Annotated in this window: 10 protein-coding genes and 1 pseudogene; 3 read left to right on the forward strand and 8 right to left on the reverse strand. The window is 46.1% G+C overall.

Features of this window, described 5'->3' with window-relative positions; translation table 11 throughout:
* Positions 1–16: 16 nt before the first annotated feature.
* Positions 17–925 (reverse strand): tetratricopeptide repeat protein, encoded by a 909-nt coding sequence (locus QUA23_RS24350; RefSeq protein ID WP_333074708.1) that lies wholly within the window; start codon positions 923–925, stop codon positions 17–19.
* Between the two features lie 581 nt (positions 926–1,506).
* Here QUA23_RS24350 and QUA23_RS24355 point away from each other — a divergent pair.
* Positions 1,507–2,757, forward strand: a complete 1,251-nt coding sequence (locus QUA23_RS24355) for a hypothetical protein (RefSeq protein ID WP_333074709.1) — start codon at positions 1,507–1,509, stop codon at positions 2,755–2,757.
* A 59-nt stretch (positions 2,758–2,816) separates the two neighbouring features.
* Here QUA23_RS24355 and QUA23_RS24360 read toward each other — a convergent pair whose 3' ends face one another.
* From QUA23_RS24360 to QUA23_RS24390, 7 genes and pseudogenes are all read right to left on the reverse strand, one after another.
* Positions 2,817–3,941, reverse strand: coding sequence for a DNA cytosine methyltransferase (locus QUA23_RS24360; RefSeq protein WP_333074710.1), 1,125 nt, complete (start codon positions 3,939–3,941; stop codon positions 2,817–2,819).
* Positions 3,938–4,663 (reverse strand): MAE_28990/MAE_18760 family HEPN-like nuclease, encoded by a 726-nt coding sequence (locus QUA23_RS24365; protein WP_333074711.1) that lies wholly within the window; start codon positions 4,661–4,663, stop codon positions 3,938–3,940. The genes QUA23_RS24360 and QUA23_RS24365 overlap by 4 nt, the downstream gene beginning before the upstream one ends.
* A 2-nt stretch (positions 4,664–4,665) precedes the next feature.
* Positions 4,666–5,736 (reverse strand): DUF262 domain-containing protein, encoded by a 1,071-nt coding sequence (locus QUA23_RS24370; RefSeq protein WP_333074713.1) that lies wholly within the window; start codon positions 5,734–5,736, stop codon positions 4,666–4,668.
* Positions 5,737–5,797: 61 nt separating this feature from the next.
* Complete coding sequence (locus QUA23_RS24375; protein ID WP_445243521.1) at positions 5,798–5,944, reverse strand: hypothetical protein; 147 nt, start codon at positions 5,942–5,944, stop codon at positions 5,798–5,800.
* Between the two features lie 1,993 nt (positions 5,945–7,937).
* Positions 7,938–8,189 carry a hypothetical protein gene (locus tag QUA23_RS24380; protein WP_333074714.1) on the reverse strand — a complete coding sequence of 84 codons (252 nt, stop codon included), beginning with the start codon at positions 8,187–8,189 and terminating at the stop codon, positions 7,938–7,940.
* Positions 8,176–9,327, reverse strand: coding sequence for a GTP-binding protein (locus QUA23_RS24385; RefSeq protein WP_333074715.1), 1,152 nt, complete (start codon positions 9,325–9,327; stop codon positions 8,176–8,178). Before QUA23_RS24385 ends, QUA23_RS24380 begins: the two co-directional genes overlap by 14 nt.
* A gap of 503 nt (positions 9,328–9,830) precedes the next feature.
* Positions 9,831–9,992: pseudogene (locus QUA23_RS24390) on the reverse strand (transposase domain-containing protein); the annotation flags it as partial.
* Positions 9,993–11,882: 1,890 nt separating this feature from the next.
* Between QUA23_RS24390 and QUA23_RS24395 the strand changes: the two are divergent.
* Positions 11,883–14,756, forward strand: a complete 2,874-nt coding sequence (locus QUA23_RS24395) for an ATP-binding protein (protein WP_333074717.1) — start codon at positions 11,883–11,885, stop codon at positions 14,754–14,756.
* On the forward strand, positions 14,749–16,071 hold a 1,323-nt coding region (locus QUA23_RS24400; RefSeq protein ID WP_333110547.1), incomplete at its 3' end, for a response regulator. The genes QUA23_RS24395 and QUA23_RS24400, both read left to right, overlap by 8 nt.

A 16,071-nucleotide genomic window follows, 5' to 3' on the forward strand; every position in this document is an offset into this window, starting at 1 on the left:
TCACTTAAAACTTTCCTTAAGGTTTTGGTAGCGCACCTTCTGGACTAGGAGAAGCAGCCGGTTCGGGAGTCGTCGTAGCCGCAGGAGAAGGCGAAGGAGTGCCACTAGCTAACTGATTTATTTGGTCTTTATAGTTAGGAGGAGCTAACTCAGTAGCTCGATCGAACAGCGTTTTTGACTCATCTGTTTTGCCCTGTTCCTTCAGCACGATCGCTTTTCCTAAAGTGGGGCGAAAATCTTTGGGATTAGCCTTAGCCGATTCGTCATAAATGGCGATCGCCTCCTCGTAGCGCTTCTGCACAGCATAAACCTGTCCCAAAATCAACTGCACTGAAGTTACATCAACACTTTCCGGTTTCGCCAGATTTGCAGCCGGAGCAGCCTTCAGCGTATCTTGCAGCAGTCCGATCGCAGCTTCTGGCCGCTGCTGCACCAGCAGCAAATTCACCAACCCCTGCAAAGCCTTAATTTCCCCAGGCTTAGACGCTAAAATTGACCTGTAAGCTTGAGCAGCCCCTTCGCGATCGCCCGTGCGTTCCTTAGCCTGAGCCAGCAAAATTCCGTATTCAGTAGTCTCAGGATTCAGCGAAGCCAACTTTTCCAAAGGAGCGATCGCATCCTTAATGTCCCCCACTCCTTGTCCGATCAACTCCAGCCGCACCTGCAACAATCCCCGCAAAGCCGTTACGTTGTCAGGTTCCCGCTGCAAAACCAATTCGTATCCCCTAGCTTGAGCTTGCAGCAACTCTGATTGCTTCTCCCCTGACTGCGCCGTCTGAGTAGGTGTTGGAGTTGACGTACTTTGGGCTTGGCTGGCCTTGAGAATACTGTCCAAAATGGGAACCAGAGAAAATCCCAAAAAAGCGATGAGCGACAGCACCACCACCACAGTAATCAACCCACGACGCTTATTTGCTTTTTCCATAATTCAACTATCCCAGCTTAAAACCTACTATTTTCTAAGAATTAACGCATCGCCCGGGGGCGTCTGCCATTTAACTAGATCCATGCAACCATAAAAGTTCTTAACTTCAAAGTCCGAACGGACAAAGCAGCCTTTTACTTGCAGCTAATATGGTAACAGACCCACAACTCCATGCTAGCTAAACAATTTTGGACACTCAGACCCGCAGCCCCAAGGACTGCGGTGTCTGTCCAATTTAGTCTGGTCAAGCTAAAAATTACCGAAAATATGGCGGATCAGGCCGTTAGGTAATTGGATTAAGTAAAATAGGCAAGCTGAATATCCTAAATGCTATTAGCCAGCAACTCCAGCTCAGCGCGATCGGCGATCGATCGGTCAGCAACTCCCAAAGTCCTTGCTCACAAGGATTTTAGCAGCCAGCGAACCGATCGGCACTCGTAGCGTTGAAAGTTGGCGTTGACGGGTCACAACCAGACCGCCGGGCGCCAGCCCCAAGTCAGGTGCTAGTAGTTTTTAAAGCAGTTTCTTCAGTTTATTCCTAATTTCCCTTAAGGGATGTGTCTCCGCTGCAAGGAGTTTTTATGAACCCCTCTCCCAACCGGTCTTCCAAATCGTCCAAATCTACTTCAACTCGCAAGGCTCAGCCCAGCGAACTGGCCGTCAATCCGCCTAAAGATACAGATTCCATTCCTGAGACACCAGACGAAAGTTCGGTGCCTTCGGCGTTGGCTGCACCTGTTGACCAAAATCAACCGGCAACGCCAACAGACGCCCCAGCGTCGAAGGATAGGCTGCAACGACCACGCTACAGTTCTGCCCTCGACAAGGACAAAACAAAGCCACAAGACCAGCCCAGCAATGCTCCTGCACCCCCGGCGCCTGCTGCGTCTTCGACACCTGTCAGCGATACTCCAGCCGTAGCAGTCGCACCGCCGGCAAGCGCCGATCCTGCTGCTAACGAAAGTCAGGCCACTGAGGACATACCCTCCGTCATGCGCCAACATCCCATTCCCCCCCCCAGCGAACCCAGACAGTACCGAGCTGTTGGTTTGGTGCGGGGCCGCTACACGCCATCAGAAGAGCAATTCACCCGGGGTATGTTGATAGCTGCTGACGGAACTGCCATCGATGCAGTTTTGCTGGGTAGAGTCATGAGTTTAGTTAAAAATCACCTGGAGCTCGAACAAGAACACCTGTGGGTGGTTTATCCGCGTACCAGACAAGAAGACGGCAACTTGCACGCCCAGATTATGGGGGTTTGGGAGCCGGAAACGCTCAAGAAACCTCCCGAACCGTCCTCTGATGAGGAGGAAAATCAGGAAGCAGCGGAGATTGAGGCTAGTGGCGAAGCATCGACCGCATCTTTGCCTCCCTCGGAACCTGATGTTGAAGATGGCTATTTTTCGATTAGAGGTGAGGTCATTTATCAATCCCAAGACGAAGAAAAGTATGTCATCGTCAAAATCAAGCAAGCTCCCCGCAAGAATGACGACAAGATGAAGTTTTTTAAACTGAAACTCAAGGGAGATTTAGCGACAAAAGCGATCGGGTTTTTTTGGGATTTCCATGTCAAATTGAAAGCTGACAGTCTGATGATTGAGCAGGCTAATAATATTGGGGCACTGCCGATTAAAAAGCGGAAATTCCCCCCTGGCAGCAAGCCGCCCGGTGGCTTCAAAGGAGGAGGGAAGCGTCCGTTTACTCCTAGGCCCAGCGGTGACGGTACTCCTGTAGGGCGTCCTACCATCAAGTCCGCAGCAGCAGCACCACCGCCTGTCCCGAAGGAACCTCTTCCTAAGCCGGTTAAGAAGCCTAAGCCGATCGAGGGATAAAAAATAGTCAAAGTAAAAATGCAAGATTAAAGGTTGTTTTAACCTTTAATCTTGCATTTTTACTTTAGTTGCTTATGGTACTTCTGTACATGAGCGAGTAGGCTCTGCGCTACCAGCTCGCCAATTTGGACAGGAACAGCGTTTCCGATTAAACGACCCAGTTTGCTGAAACAGACACGCTCGCCAGGAGCTAGGAAGCGGTAGTTTTCGGGAAAAGTCTGAAGGATAGCAGCCTCTCTTAGAGAGATTGCACGATCCTGTTCCGGATGTCCGAACCGACCATTTCCGTAGCCGAAGCATTGGGTTGTGATCGTTGGAGCCGGGGCGTCCCACTTCATACGACCATACACGCTAGCATAAGTTTGCCCGGATTTCTTACGATGACATGGTGCCAGCAGTGAATCATCCCAGTCATGCCATGTGCCTCCGGGTTTTGAGGCTCTGATTCGGCGGAGGTTCAGGTCACTTAGTGAGGATGCGGTATGAAGGGCGTCATTTGGATCGGAGCATCCGGCTGCTAAGGCGGGTAGATGGGAAATGGCCTCACGCACAGTTGTGCAGGATCGTCTAGAAAAGATTGGAGGTACTAATTCTACTGGCCCGAATCGGGACGCTAGCAGCACAAGCCGTTTACGAGTCTGTGGAACTCCATATTGAACACAATCTACAATACTGCAACTGGTCGCATAGCCTTCGAGGTCCTTCAAAAAATCCTTGAAAACTTCATGCTCTAAAAGCTGTGGCACATTCTCCATCGTTACGAAGTCGGGTTGAGTCTCCCGTACCAACCGACCGAAGTCGGATACGAGAACCCACTTAGTGTCCTGGCGTTTCTGGCGTCCCTTACGGCTGTAAGTCGAGAATGGTTGGCAGGGCGCGCAGCCGGCCAGCAAACGCAATGTCCCATCGCCAAAAATATCTGCAAGTTGGGAACCAGATAGCGAGCTGACATCCTGCTGGACGAAAAGGGCGTCGTTGTTGCTCTGGTATGGGAAGCGACATTGTGGATCGATGTCGATGCCCGCAACAACCTGAATACCTCCTCGGATCAGTCCATGCGTAAGACCACCCAAACCGCAAAACAAATCGATGCAGCTAATGGCTGTACTCCCCCGATCAGTATGAGGCTCTTTGCGTATGTCAGTGCCGACAATAGTCTCATCTTGATTCATGCCTGTGCTCATTTAGGTCGCTTCTCCGGCATTAGGAACTCATGTGCATCTATGGATAACTTGAAGCAATTTACAACCTCTCTCAGATACAATGCTGTTCGTTGAGTGAGCTCACGGAGATCGCTAACTGTAATATTATTGCCACTCTCTGCAAATGATAGATTACCGTGTGCTAGTTTGTTCCGAAAACTTCTGATCAGGGAAAGTGCGCCTTGCTCATCCCGAAATGGTTGTTTGACAGCACGATTAGCCTTAGAACTTATCTTTAAGGACAATCCTAGACGTTTACTAAGTTTGTAAATCTCCTCATAGTCCCAATTTCCACCTCCACCTTTTTCAACTTCAAAGGTTGATATGGGGAGTGCTTGCACTAGGTGATCGCAGAGGTTCAATGCAGATTCCAGGCGATTGTCGTAGTTGATATCAGTATGAGTGCGTGCGGTACATCGCACCCACTCACGGCGCAACTCAATAGACAAGTCGTTGGGCCGCCAGCTCTTATTAACCACTGCTTTAGATACGGCATCTACGCACCGAGTAATAGTTGACTCGACAAGATTGTAGAGCTGTAAGTAAACACTCGAATAGAGGATTTTCTGCTGTTTCGGAGTGATCGTAGCTTCCCCAATTTGTGGAGCTCCTCCCTGCACTTGTTTCTGTATGGACTCAAGCAGGTCAAGGTAAGTTTCGATTTCCTGTAAACGTTCTTCAAAAGCTTGGCTCAAATCCTCCATCCTCAATCTCCAAGTAAACGATCGCGAACGAAATTTATACGAGCCCTGAGTCTGCCTATGGCGTTCGCACCGTCAGCGCCGGTCACTTTTGTAAAGTCCTTGCTGTTCAACCATTGTTCAGCATTGATCGATTGGTTAGCTATATCAGGCCGTTGCTGAAGTGCCAGATAGCTTCCAATGGCTATAGCTTCAAAACGCGATCGGTATGTCGCCTGACCTTTAGGTGTTTTGCGGAAGCCCCACGGGAAGTTGTGTGATACAAATTCTATTATGTCTTTGAACCGTTGCTGGTAGACCTCAACTTCATCTGGGTGCTGTTTAAAATGCGCGTTCATCTTCTTCGTATACTCGAAAAGAAACTCTGACGGTTTGTCTCTATAGCCTTCAAGACCGTCGCTATAAGCGAAAAAGCGTGTCACGAGTTCTTCTCTCTCTCGCTCCTTAAGTTGCTTATCTGAGACCGGTGCAAGATGCACAAAGAGCGACTCTTGGGCAAGTGAAATAACAAGCTCTTGGAAAAGCCCTCCCAGTGCACCTCTACGCACCTCAGCCTTGTTCGCTATCTTGCTTCCTGTGTTAATTCGCTCAAAAAGATCAAATCGTGCTTGCTCATCGGCGTGCTCATTGAGCACGATCCCTCTGATGGAACGGTTCTTGATTTTTCGTTGCCGAGATTCGGGGAAATCTTTAAATCTAAATCCGGACAGCAGCGTCATTTCTTCTAAATTACCTAGAGCAAAATCCCCAAGAAGGAACGCCTCAATCGTCCTCAGGCGTTGTGATCCGTCAACAATTTCGAGCTTACCTGTTGCTGGGCTTTCCCAGAAGAAAAGGAAAGGGATCGGAAGCCCCATCAAAAGTGACTCAATGAAGCGGGACTTACGCCAATCCTCCCAAGTATCCTCGCGCTGATAATCTGGAACCTCGAAATCCCCATTTTTCATCTTTGAAGCCAGAAGCTCAACAGAAAATTCTGTTAGATAGAATTCAATTCTTTTCGACTGGTGAACGATTTGCTCTTCGGCAGCGGCAACCTCCTGATCGGTAAACTTAGACTGGTTCTCGTCGATCATCTTTGAATATCCTCTTGTGGTTCATTCAAGTTATAATCCGTCACTTTAGTCAAGGGACTGTCTATTCGAGCCTCACTTGGGCGCCCCACAAATCTTGCGGGAGAAATACTCTGTCAGTGGGTAGGGGAGCAACTGGGGCCGTGAGGGTAAATTGACCCGCTTCAATTTGCTGCTTCAATTCCAATGCTACTTGCCGGGAGAGAAACATACTCGCAACGGGGGCGGCCCGTACTGGTTTGCCATCGATGATGAGTTAGGTATGACGCCGGGAACCTCTCTGTACTTTCAAGGAATAAAAGTTAGAAAGGCCAAGCCGAGCGCCGGATTCGATGTCGCGTCCAAATGGAAACGTAACTATCAATGATGGACGGTTGACGAAGCCGGGTTTATCCTAACAAATCTAGGCCCTTTACCGCAAGCGATCGGTGCCTATAAACAACGGATGGGAATTGAAGAAATTTTTCTGGATTGTAAAACAGGAGGCTATAATTTAGAGCGAACAGGATTAACAGGAAACCGACTAATTAAGATAATTTTATTAATGACAATTTCCTATAGTCGCGACATCATTGAACGTACTATAGTCAAAAGAAAGCATTTACAAAAATATGTTTCTCGAACCAGGGAACCCCAAAGAACTTATCGCAGACGTAGTACATTCGGGAGTGGGAATGATAGCCCAGACGGGGTGAGAACTCCGTCAAAAGCCCCACCCGTGGCGGATTTAGCGAACTTGAGTTCTCAAAAGATGGGGTCAAAATTGTTAAGTAGCCCCACGAAGAAATAATGTTACCTCAATTTTACCAGCTCCATCTATAAAAACAACTCAAACCCACAGAATACCTGACCCTAAAAATTATGGTATATTTGTTACAGCTCCACAAACATGTGTAGTATTGAATTATTGGCTTCTGTCTGGCATTATCCGATTCAGTTTGAAAGTCGCAGGCGCAGCCTACAAAGATTTCTCAAATCGGACTGCCTTGACATAGAGCGCTTGTGGTTCCCGATCGTTCGAGCAATATTGAAGGAAAAATTTAAAAAGAACCAACCTTTAAAGGTAGCTATCGATCGCACACAGTGGCGAGCGAAAAATGTTTTTGTAATTAGTCTAATTTAGGACAAACGAGGTATTCCCTGGTACTGGCAACTATTGGATAAAAGGGGGAGTAGTAACCTGTCTGAACAGCAAGCTCTTATCAGTCCTATTTTAGAGCTATTACAAGATCAATACTCCGGACAGTTTTTGGAACGATACTACAAGCTTACGCGGGGCAAGAATCATAAAAAAGTCGAATTAAATGCCGCGTCAGGGGTGGAGCTGACATTGATTTAATTATCCGCAGTGGCTCAAAGTCAAGCGAGAATAAGCCATTGGGTCATATAAAAACTGTCCGGACTATTGACAAGATTATGAAATCATCATCATAGGCGATGCCTGAATTTGGCAGTGTCAAACTCGCGTGTAGGGCTTTGTGGGAAGGACACAAAGTTTGTTTTTAGGATTAAGCAGGAGCGTTACATCCAACAAGAAGAATCAGATTACACCCACTTATATGACTTGGGCTTACTGCCGGGTACTAGCTTTTACCTGACAGGAGTTAAAGTTACCAAACAGGCATGGTTTTGGTACATTCGATGTGGCGGCTTATTGGCGCCGTAAATATCGCAGCAACGGGGATGATGTTGTGTTGGTACTTCTTAACTAATTTAGGGAATTTGAAGAGAGCGATCGCTACTTTTAAATATCGTATTTGGTTTGAAGCGATGTTTAAGGACTGCAAGACAGGCGGTTATAATAAGCGAGAAGAGTCACGCCAACGACCGGCGTTTAAAAAATTTAATCTTAGTTATTCTTATTGCCTAAACTTGTGCAGTGATCCAAGGTCAAAAACATAAGCTGGGAGGAGCTTCTAAGTATATTGGTCGGTGGATTGAGTGCAGGCGGTCGGAACGCCGTCATAGTAGCTTTTCGATTGTTTATTGGCGTCAATCTTGGGTGATTAGAATGGATTTTGGTCAAGAAATAGTTGCTGAATTAATGAGAGCTAGACCTAACAAACTGCCTTTTTTTGAGAGGGGTTTGAGGGCTATGTCCTTGATTCAATCCGGGTTTTGACGGGATTGTCACCCTGTCGGGGTGCGAACAGCATAAAGGTGCAGAGATTAGGTAAAAACAACCCAACTCTGCACCGTTGAAATCACGGGCGATCGTGCTTTTGGGATCGGCGGACAGTATAAGTGTGCGACTCTGTTTTTGTTAGCAACAATAAAATAGGTCGATCGCTCTTTTTATTCGAGGGCGCTGTTTTTCTTGGATGGCACTCTTTTTCTTGGAGGGCGATCGCCCTTCCTTGTCCCCACCAAGATCCAAATCGCGATCGCGGAAACAATAAGACCGCGACGCTCTTTGGTTGAGGTGAAAAGAATATTTTACTGTTAGTTCTTCCCAAAACCTTTGCCACGATTGGTGGAAGGCATACAAAGACAGTTTTCGAGTTGCGATCGCAAAGTCTCGGTATCCAAACCCTGACCGATGAGAACAAGCTGGTTTTTCCGCTCGCCTTTCCACTGATCGTCATCCATCGTAAATCGCTTGCCACTCAAGTGGAAAATATGCCGTTTGGGACTTTCTTCAAACCACATAATCCCTTTCGCGCGAAACACGTTTGTGGGTAGTTGGTTGTCTAAGAAATATTGAAATTTTCTCAGAGAAAATGGCTTGTCGCTCTGGAAAGAAATTGAGGTAAATCCGTCATTTTCTAAATGGTCAGAGTGGTCGTGACCGTGATGGTTGTGATGGTCGTGATGTTCGTGATGTTCATGACCGTGATGGTCGTGATGTTCGTGATGTTCGTGACTGTGATGTTCGTGATGTTCGTGACTGTGATGGTCGTGATGTTCGTGACTGCTAGGAGTTTCCTCAGATTGGAAATATTTGTCAGATTCAAACAATCCGACGCTGAGGACCAGTGGTAGGGGAACTTGCGATTTTACCGTTCGCAGAATTCGAGCACCTTCCTTGACATCCCGAATCTTAACTTCCAACAAATCTAAATCTGCTTCTTCGACCAAATCAGTTTTGTTGAGGATAATTAGATCGCCGTAAGCTATTTGACTGTAAGCTGCTTGAGAGTTGAACAAATCTAAGCTGTAGTTGGCTGCATCTACTACTGTCACTATCGAATCGAGACGAGTTAGGTCGCGCAGTTCTGTGCCTAAAAAAGTCATTGCTACTGGCAGCGGGTCGGCGAGTCCGGTTGTTTCGACTACCAGATAATCGAGATTTTCTTGACGTTCCAGAACTTTGTAAACTGCATTAACTAAATCTTCATTAATTGTGCAGCAGATGCAGCCGTTGTTCAGCTCAACCATGTTGTCGTCGGTAGTGACAATCAGTTCGTTGTCGATACCGATTTCGCCAAATTCATTTACCAAAACTGCGGTTTTCAAACCCTGCTGGTTGGTCAGGATGTGGTTGAGCAGGGTTGTTTTGCCACTGCCGAGAAATCCTGTAATGATTGTAACGGGCAATCCGTGTTTGGGAGCGTCCATCGCCTGTTCTGTCTCCGACTGAGTTGTAGATTGCATAGCTTGACTGTCAAATAATGTCGATCGCACTTTCTTTGTGGTTCTTATTGTATCTTAATTAGGACAAGACCTCGTAAACCCAGTTTCTGGGAGAACTGTTGGGTTTGGTGCCATGGTATCTACACATCCACCGGCAATCAGCCCGAGAATGCAAAATAAGTGCGCCGCTAATTATCGGCAATTGCTAACGGGGTCGATCGCACTTTTTTATTTTTTTGATAATTTTTTTGTTCCGAGTACCTGTGGCAGTTTGCCTGCAACAAATTTTCCCGGTAAATTCAGCAGCGACAAATTTGTGACAGACTCAAGCTGAGTTGGATCGGCCAATTCCGGCTACTCTATAGCAATCTTCGCATCATTTGCGAATTTCTTACTCCCGATCGAGCGGGTTCTGGGAGGGTTGGGGTGGGGTAAAAAATTTACGACTCCTACAAACAATCAAACAATGAGTGGGGTGGGCGTCCCGCCCGCCCAGAATATGCAATTTAAATGCGCGACAGCTTAAGACCATCAATCAAATTTTTTAGTACATCCCGCATTGAATCTTTCGACCATAGACTCATTGCGATTACCAGACCCACTACCATTTGTGCTGGCAGAATGCGATAACGTTTCTCTTCAACATTAATTTTAGTAATTGCCTGTTCGATTGCAGATGCGGTCATCGCTATCTCTATTGCTTTGAGTATCTCGGTACTTGGGATTTGGGGAGATACTAATGAGAATTCTTTGAGATGCGCGCTAACTTGCTCTCCATTTTTGGACACAATACCTAATTTACCACGGTTTGATCCTTAAATGAACCGTATTGGGGCATATTCTACCCAATTTCTACAGCCGTATAGATTCCCGACATTTTTATAGCTAAGGTTGGTAATTTCTGTCATCACATACCAAGTAGAGTTTTGCGGTAAAGTTTCTGGGTCTGTGGTAACTTCCCAATATCTTCAATATTTTTTTTGCCCAAAATTATTTCTCTTATCAAGCGATTTTCTTGAGTCTTATTGCTAAAAATGCGATTGAATTTGTGCCATTTATTTGGCTTAACCCTCTGCCCTGGTCGTAACCCTACTTCATGATTGCTTCTAATCGCTACAATAAAATTGAGTTTTAATTGTTCTAAGTATCCTCAGAAAATTGTCTCACTTTCTGCATATAGGCCATCAGCTAATACTAGCTCTCTTTGAAATCCCCTGTGGTGAATCTGTTCGACTAACCTCGCTGCAATCTCAGGTTTAGAATAATAAATCTCCTGACTTGAGGCGTGATTTTGGTTTATAAGTTGCAAACATTAACAGAAAAATTATATTATCAGTTAGCTCGCCGGCTGGAAGCGCAACAATTCCATTATCTATCTTTCCGAGTTTCCCTAAATACTCCCGACTCACATGATGGGTACTTCTTCCTTTATGTTTTTCTCCGGCTTCATCAAAAATTACAAATATTTTTGTGATTTTTAATCTTTGTAAAGTAAAACATAGTCTTTGACTTATTAATTGTCAATTTTATTCTTGGATATTTAGTTAAAAAATGATGTAACGATTGTGCATTAGCTAATCCAACTACTTCGGCAATACCTGGTAAAGTTTTACGTTCGATTGGGGAGAAGATCCATACGTGTAGTTGCTTCAAAACCTCAAAAATCCTAACATTTGAAAACCAATTTATTGATGAAGCACAATATTTATCTATAAAATTGATGGTAGGTCGAGGTGGACGGGCTTTATCCATAGATAGCAACTCGGTTTGGAGGATTTTAGGCTATCATACTCCTCTCAGAGTGACAGAATAGCGATAGTTGTTAACAGGGGTGTTGGCAAAAAAGATCTGAGCGGGGGCCTCACAGTTAATTCTTTTTATCCAGAACATACAAATACTGACTTGTTTGTAGAGGCTAAAGTAGTTCAATACCTTAACCATTATAATTAAGGTATCTCTAACTGTGATATCTGTTCATGCCCCAGCCCGAGGTATTTATTACGTTTGGCGTCACTCAAGAAGAGAAATAATTACTAAAGAAAATTACGAGTCCGAAGTGAGCAATCAAACCAGTTGTGCTAAGAACTCTGATTAGGCGACTGAGGCGTAAACTTAAAAGGACTGACCCTAAAGGGTCAGCCGATTCCTCCCACGACTAGAAGCCCTCGGCTTTCTATGGGATTTTCTATAAGCGGTAGTCTTAGATTGTAATGGGGTTGAGAAATTTTTGGTAGAGTGCGTGCGATCGCCTTTAAATTTGAGCCAGAACGATTGCCCGATCGACTAAAAATCACACTCGGCTAACAGATCCGAGCCGAGCACAATATCCCAGCCACTCCACCAACCAACGGCACATCAAGCAACTCAGTCATTGTTGCTCTCCATGAACAAGAGAAAACGACTCGCAACTTGCTGATGCGATTGGTTGTTAGAGGTACGACATTAATTGTTAGCGTCGATGCGTTTTTCAGCTACCAAGTGGTGGGGAACTTGACGCTATAAAACTTGAACCGCAATGCTTGTTTAGAAATCCAACCCGATCCGATATTTTCCCTGTTTATTGCAGATAAAATCTGGTGGCTCTAAACCTTGTTTGGGAACTCTCAGCCCTGTACCCTATCTTTACTGTTTTGAATGCTATGCTGTCAAAGTCCACAATGGTTGTTGCTAAAGGCTTTAGTAAGGTTCCCCTGCGAACCGGTCTGGTTGTTCCATTCATCCTGCAAATCTTCGCGGCCGTAGGATTAACAGGGTATCTGTCGCTGCGAAATGGACAAAAAGCAGTGAATGAACTAGCGACTAACTTGCAAACGGAGGTGAGTAACCGTGTGGATCAGCACCTCGACAGCTATGCCGCTGCAACCCGCTATTTGACCCAAATCAACGGCGAGCAAATTGACCTGGGATTGTTGAACTTACAGGATGCCGATCGCCTAGCTCAATTCTTTGCCAAGCAAGTAAAAACCTATAAGGTTGGCTATATCCTCTACGGCTCTAAAACGGGCGACTTTATCGCATCGGGATATTACCGCGAGTCAACCATTCCCAACAACGGCAATCCTGACATTAGCCTGGTGCTACCGAAGCGGTACGGCAATCCTGATTTGTACAACTACATGACGAATGACCAAAGCAAGCCAACTAAAATGTTTGAAATCACCAAAGCGTATCAGTTCCAGAAGGAAGGCTGGTACGCCAAAGGTGTCGAAACCGGCAAACCAGGGTGGAGCGCGATCTATCAATGGGAGACTAATAACTACCCGTTGTCGATCGCCACGAGTCGCCCCATCTATAACAAGAATGGTCAGTTGATCGGCAGCGTGGGAGTGGAGCAGCGCCTTTCGCAAATTAGTGACTTTTTACGTGAAATTAAGGTTAGTCAATCCAGCAAAGTGTTCATTCTGGAGCGTAACGGATTAATCGTTGCCAGCTCTAGCGATGCGCCCGTGTTTTCCGTGACCAACGGGAAACCTCAACGACTACGGGGCTTTGAGAGTAAGGACCCCCTAATTCAAGCCACGTCCAAGTATCTCCGCGATCGCTTCGGCGCTCTCAAAACCATTCAAACCGTCCAGCAGCTAGACTTTCGCCTCCAGGGTGAGCGGGAGTTTGTTCAAGTAACTCCCTGGCAGGACGAATGGGGATTGGACTGGCTGCTAGTCGTCGCCATGCCCGAATCAGATTTCATGGGACGAATTAATGCCAACACAGTCAACACCATTTGGCTGTGCTTAGGCGCATTAGCACTGGCAACGGTTTTGGGTATCTACACCTCGCGCTGGATTGCTCGACCCATTTTGCTACTGAGTCACGCATCGGAAGCCATCGCCGAAGGAAAACTCGACCAAAACGTCGAAGCCTCTGGCGTTAAAGAACTGGGTGTACTTGCTCAATCCTTTAACCGAATGGCGCAGCAGTTGCGCGATTCCTTCACCGCCCTAGAGCAAACTAACCAGCAGCTTGAACAGCGAGTTGAACAACGCACCGCCGAACTCAAGTCTGCAAAGGAAGCAGCAGACAATGCCAACAAAGCAAAGAGTGATTTTCTTGCCAACATGAGCCACGAACTCCGCACTCCTCTCAACGGTATTTTGGGTTATGCTCAAATCCTCAACCGATCCAAAGCGTTGCCAGCGAAAGAACGTCATGGAGTAGAAATCATTCACCAGTGTGGTTCTCATTTACTGACGCTGATTAACGATGTGTTGGACTTGTCCAAAATTGAAGCCGGCAAACTAGAACTCACACCTAAAGCGATTCACTTTCTCTCATTCCTCCAAGGTGTGGCTGAAATCTGCCGTATTCGTGCTGACCAAAAAGGCATTGACTTCGTTTACGAGCCCGATCGGCAGTTGCCGGAAGGGATTTTTGTTGATGAAAAACGGCTGCGTCAGGTATTACTCAACTTGGTGGGAAATGCGATTAAATTCACCGACAAAGGTTCTGTCACGCTCAAGGTTGCCGTAATTGAGAATCCTCCCAATCCGTCCACTCGCTCTTTCAAATTTCAAATTGAGGATACCGGCGTAGGAATTGCGCCCGATCAATTGGATAAAATTTTTCATGCTTTTGAACAAGTGGGCGATCGCCAGCGCCAAACCGAGGGCACGGGTTTAGGACTCGCCATCAGCCAAAGGATTGTCCAACTTATGAACGGACAAATCCAAGTTAAGAGCCAACCCGGAGTCGGCAGTGAATTTTTTTTTGAGGTGGAACTGGCGATCGCCACCGATTGGGTACAGCAAAACTCCTTCACAACAGGAAAACAAATTATTGGTTACGAAGGACAACGACGCAGCATTCTGGTGGTAGACGATCGCTGGGAAAACCGAGCCGTTCTCGTCAACTTGTTAGAGCCACTCGGATTCCAACTGACTGAGGCAGAACATGGACAAGCAGGATTGGAAAAAATACGACAGTCTCAACCTGACTTAGTAATTACAGACTTGGCGATGCCAGTTATGGACGGCTTTGAACTGCTCAAACAAATTCGCAGTGCCAAGGATTTGCAATACCAGAAGATCATAGTCTCTTCCGCATCAGTATCACAAGCCTATCGACAGATGAGTTTAGATGCAGGGGGGAATGATTTTCTGGCCAAGCCAGTGGAAGTAAGTGAATTATTTAACCTCTTAGCCACTCATTTAGAATTAAAGTGGAAATATGAAATTACAGCTTCAAACGAGTCTGGTTCATCCACCCCAGCGACTCAATTAGAGAACCCAGAAGGGCGGATTATTCCTTCCCCAGTAGAGTTAAATACATTACTAGAAATGGCACACAAAGGCAACTTAAAACGGCTCCGAGAACACACAGAGCATATTGCTCACTCTAACCCTGGCTACGCAGATTTTGCCTCACAAATTATTCGGCTTGCCAAGCAATTTAAAGCCGAAGAGATTGAAGAGTTGCTACAACAACACCTCACAGAGAAGAAAGCCGATGTCTAGTCCTGAATTAATTCTGGTGGTGGATGATACCCCTGCGAACTTAGAAGTGGTTTGTGAAACCTTAAGTGATGCGGGGTACGAAGTAGCAACCGCAATCGATGGCGATCGCGCTCTTAAGAGAGTCCAAGCTTATCCTCCCGATCTGATCTTGCTCGACGTTCAGATGCCAGGAATTGACGGCTTTGAAACCTGCAAACGTCTGAAGGCAGATCCGAAAACAGCCAGTATTCCGATCATTTTTATGACTGCTCTCTCGGATGCCGACAGTAAGGTGAAAGGATTTGTCCTGGGTGCTGTGGACTACATCACCAAACCATTTCAAGAACAGGAGGTGCTAGCACGGGTGAAAACTCATTTGCAGCTACGGCAGTTAACTAAAAATCTTGAACAGCGTGTAGCTGAGCAAACGGCTGATTTAGAAGCAGCATTCACACAACTGCAACAGTCTCAGTGTCAGTTATTCCAAACCGAAAAGATGTCTGCTTTGGGCAATTTAGTCGCTGGTGTCGCGCACGAAATTAATAACCCGCTTGGCTTTATTGCTGGCAATCTCAAACCCGCTCAGGACTATATTAAAGACATCTTTCAACTGCTCGCTCTCTACCAAAAAGAACTCCCTTATCCAAGTGACACGCTACAAGCATTCCTGGAGGAAATAGATTGGGAATATTTACAAGAGGATTTACCCAAGTTGATCGATTCGATGCAAGAAGGAGTCGATCGCATTAACACAATTAGTACCAGTTTAAGAACCTTCTCGCGTTCGGATTGCGATCGCCTCATTCCTTACAATATCCACGACGGCATTGACAGCACGATCTTGATTCTCAAGCATCGCCTCAAAGCCAACGAATCTCGCCCGGAAATTCAAGTCATCACAGATTATGGCGATCTGCCACAGGTAGAATGCTTTGCCGGACAGTTGAATCAGGTATTTATGAATCTGCTGGCAAATGCGATCGATGCCCTTGAGGAATCAAATCAAGGACGCAGTTTTGCTCAGATAAAAGCCAACCCCAACCAGATTACTGTCAAGACGGAATTTTCGGAATCTCAGGCAATCATCCGAATTCAAGATAATGGGATTGGCATAACCGAGGCGGTGAAGCAAAAAATCTTTGAGTATCTGTTTACAACCAAAGGCGTAGGGCAAGGAACAGGGCTAGGATTGGCGATAGCTCGTGAAATCGTAGTCGAGAAACACTCTGGAACTCTAGAAGTCAACTCAACTTTAGGTCAAGGTACAGAGTTTGTGATTTCAATTCCCGTCAAGGATCTCGCTGTAAAAGACATTCACGCAAAAATCTGCGTTGAC

The sequence above is a fragment of the Microcoleus sp. Pol1C5 genome (assembly GCF_036701115.1).
Taxonomy (GTDB): domain Bacteria; phylum Cyanobacteriota; class Cyanobacteriia; order Cyanobacteriales; family Microcoleaceae; genus Microcoleus.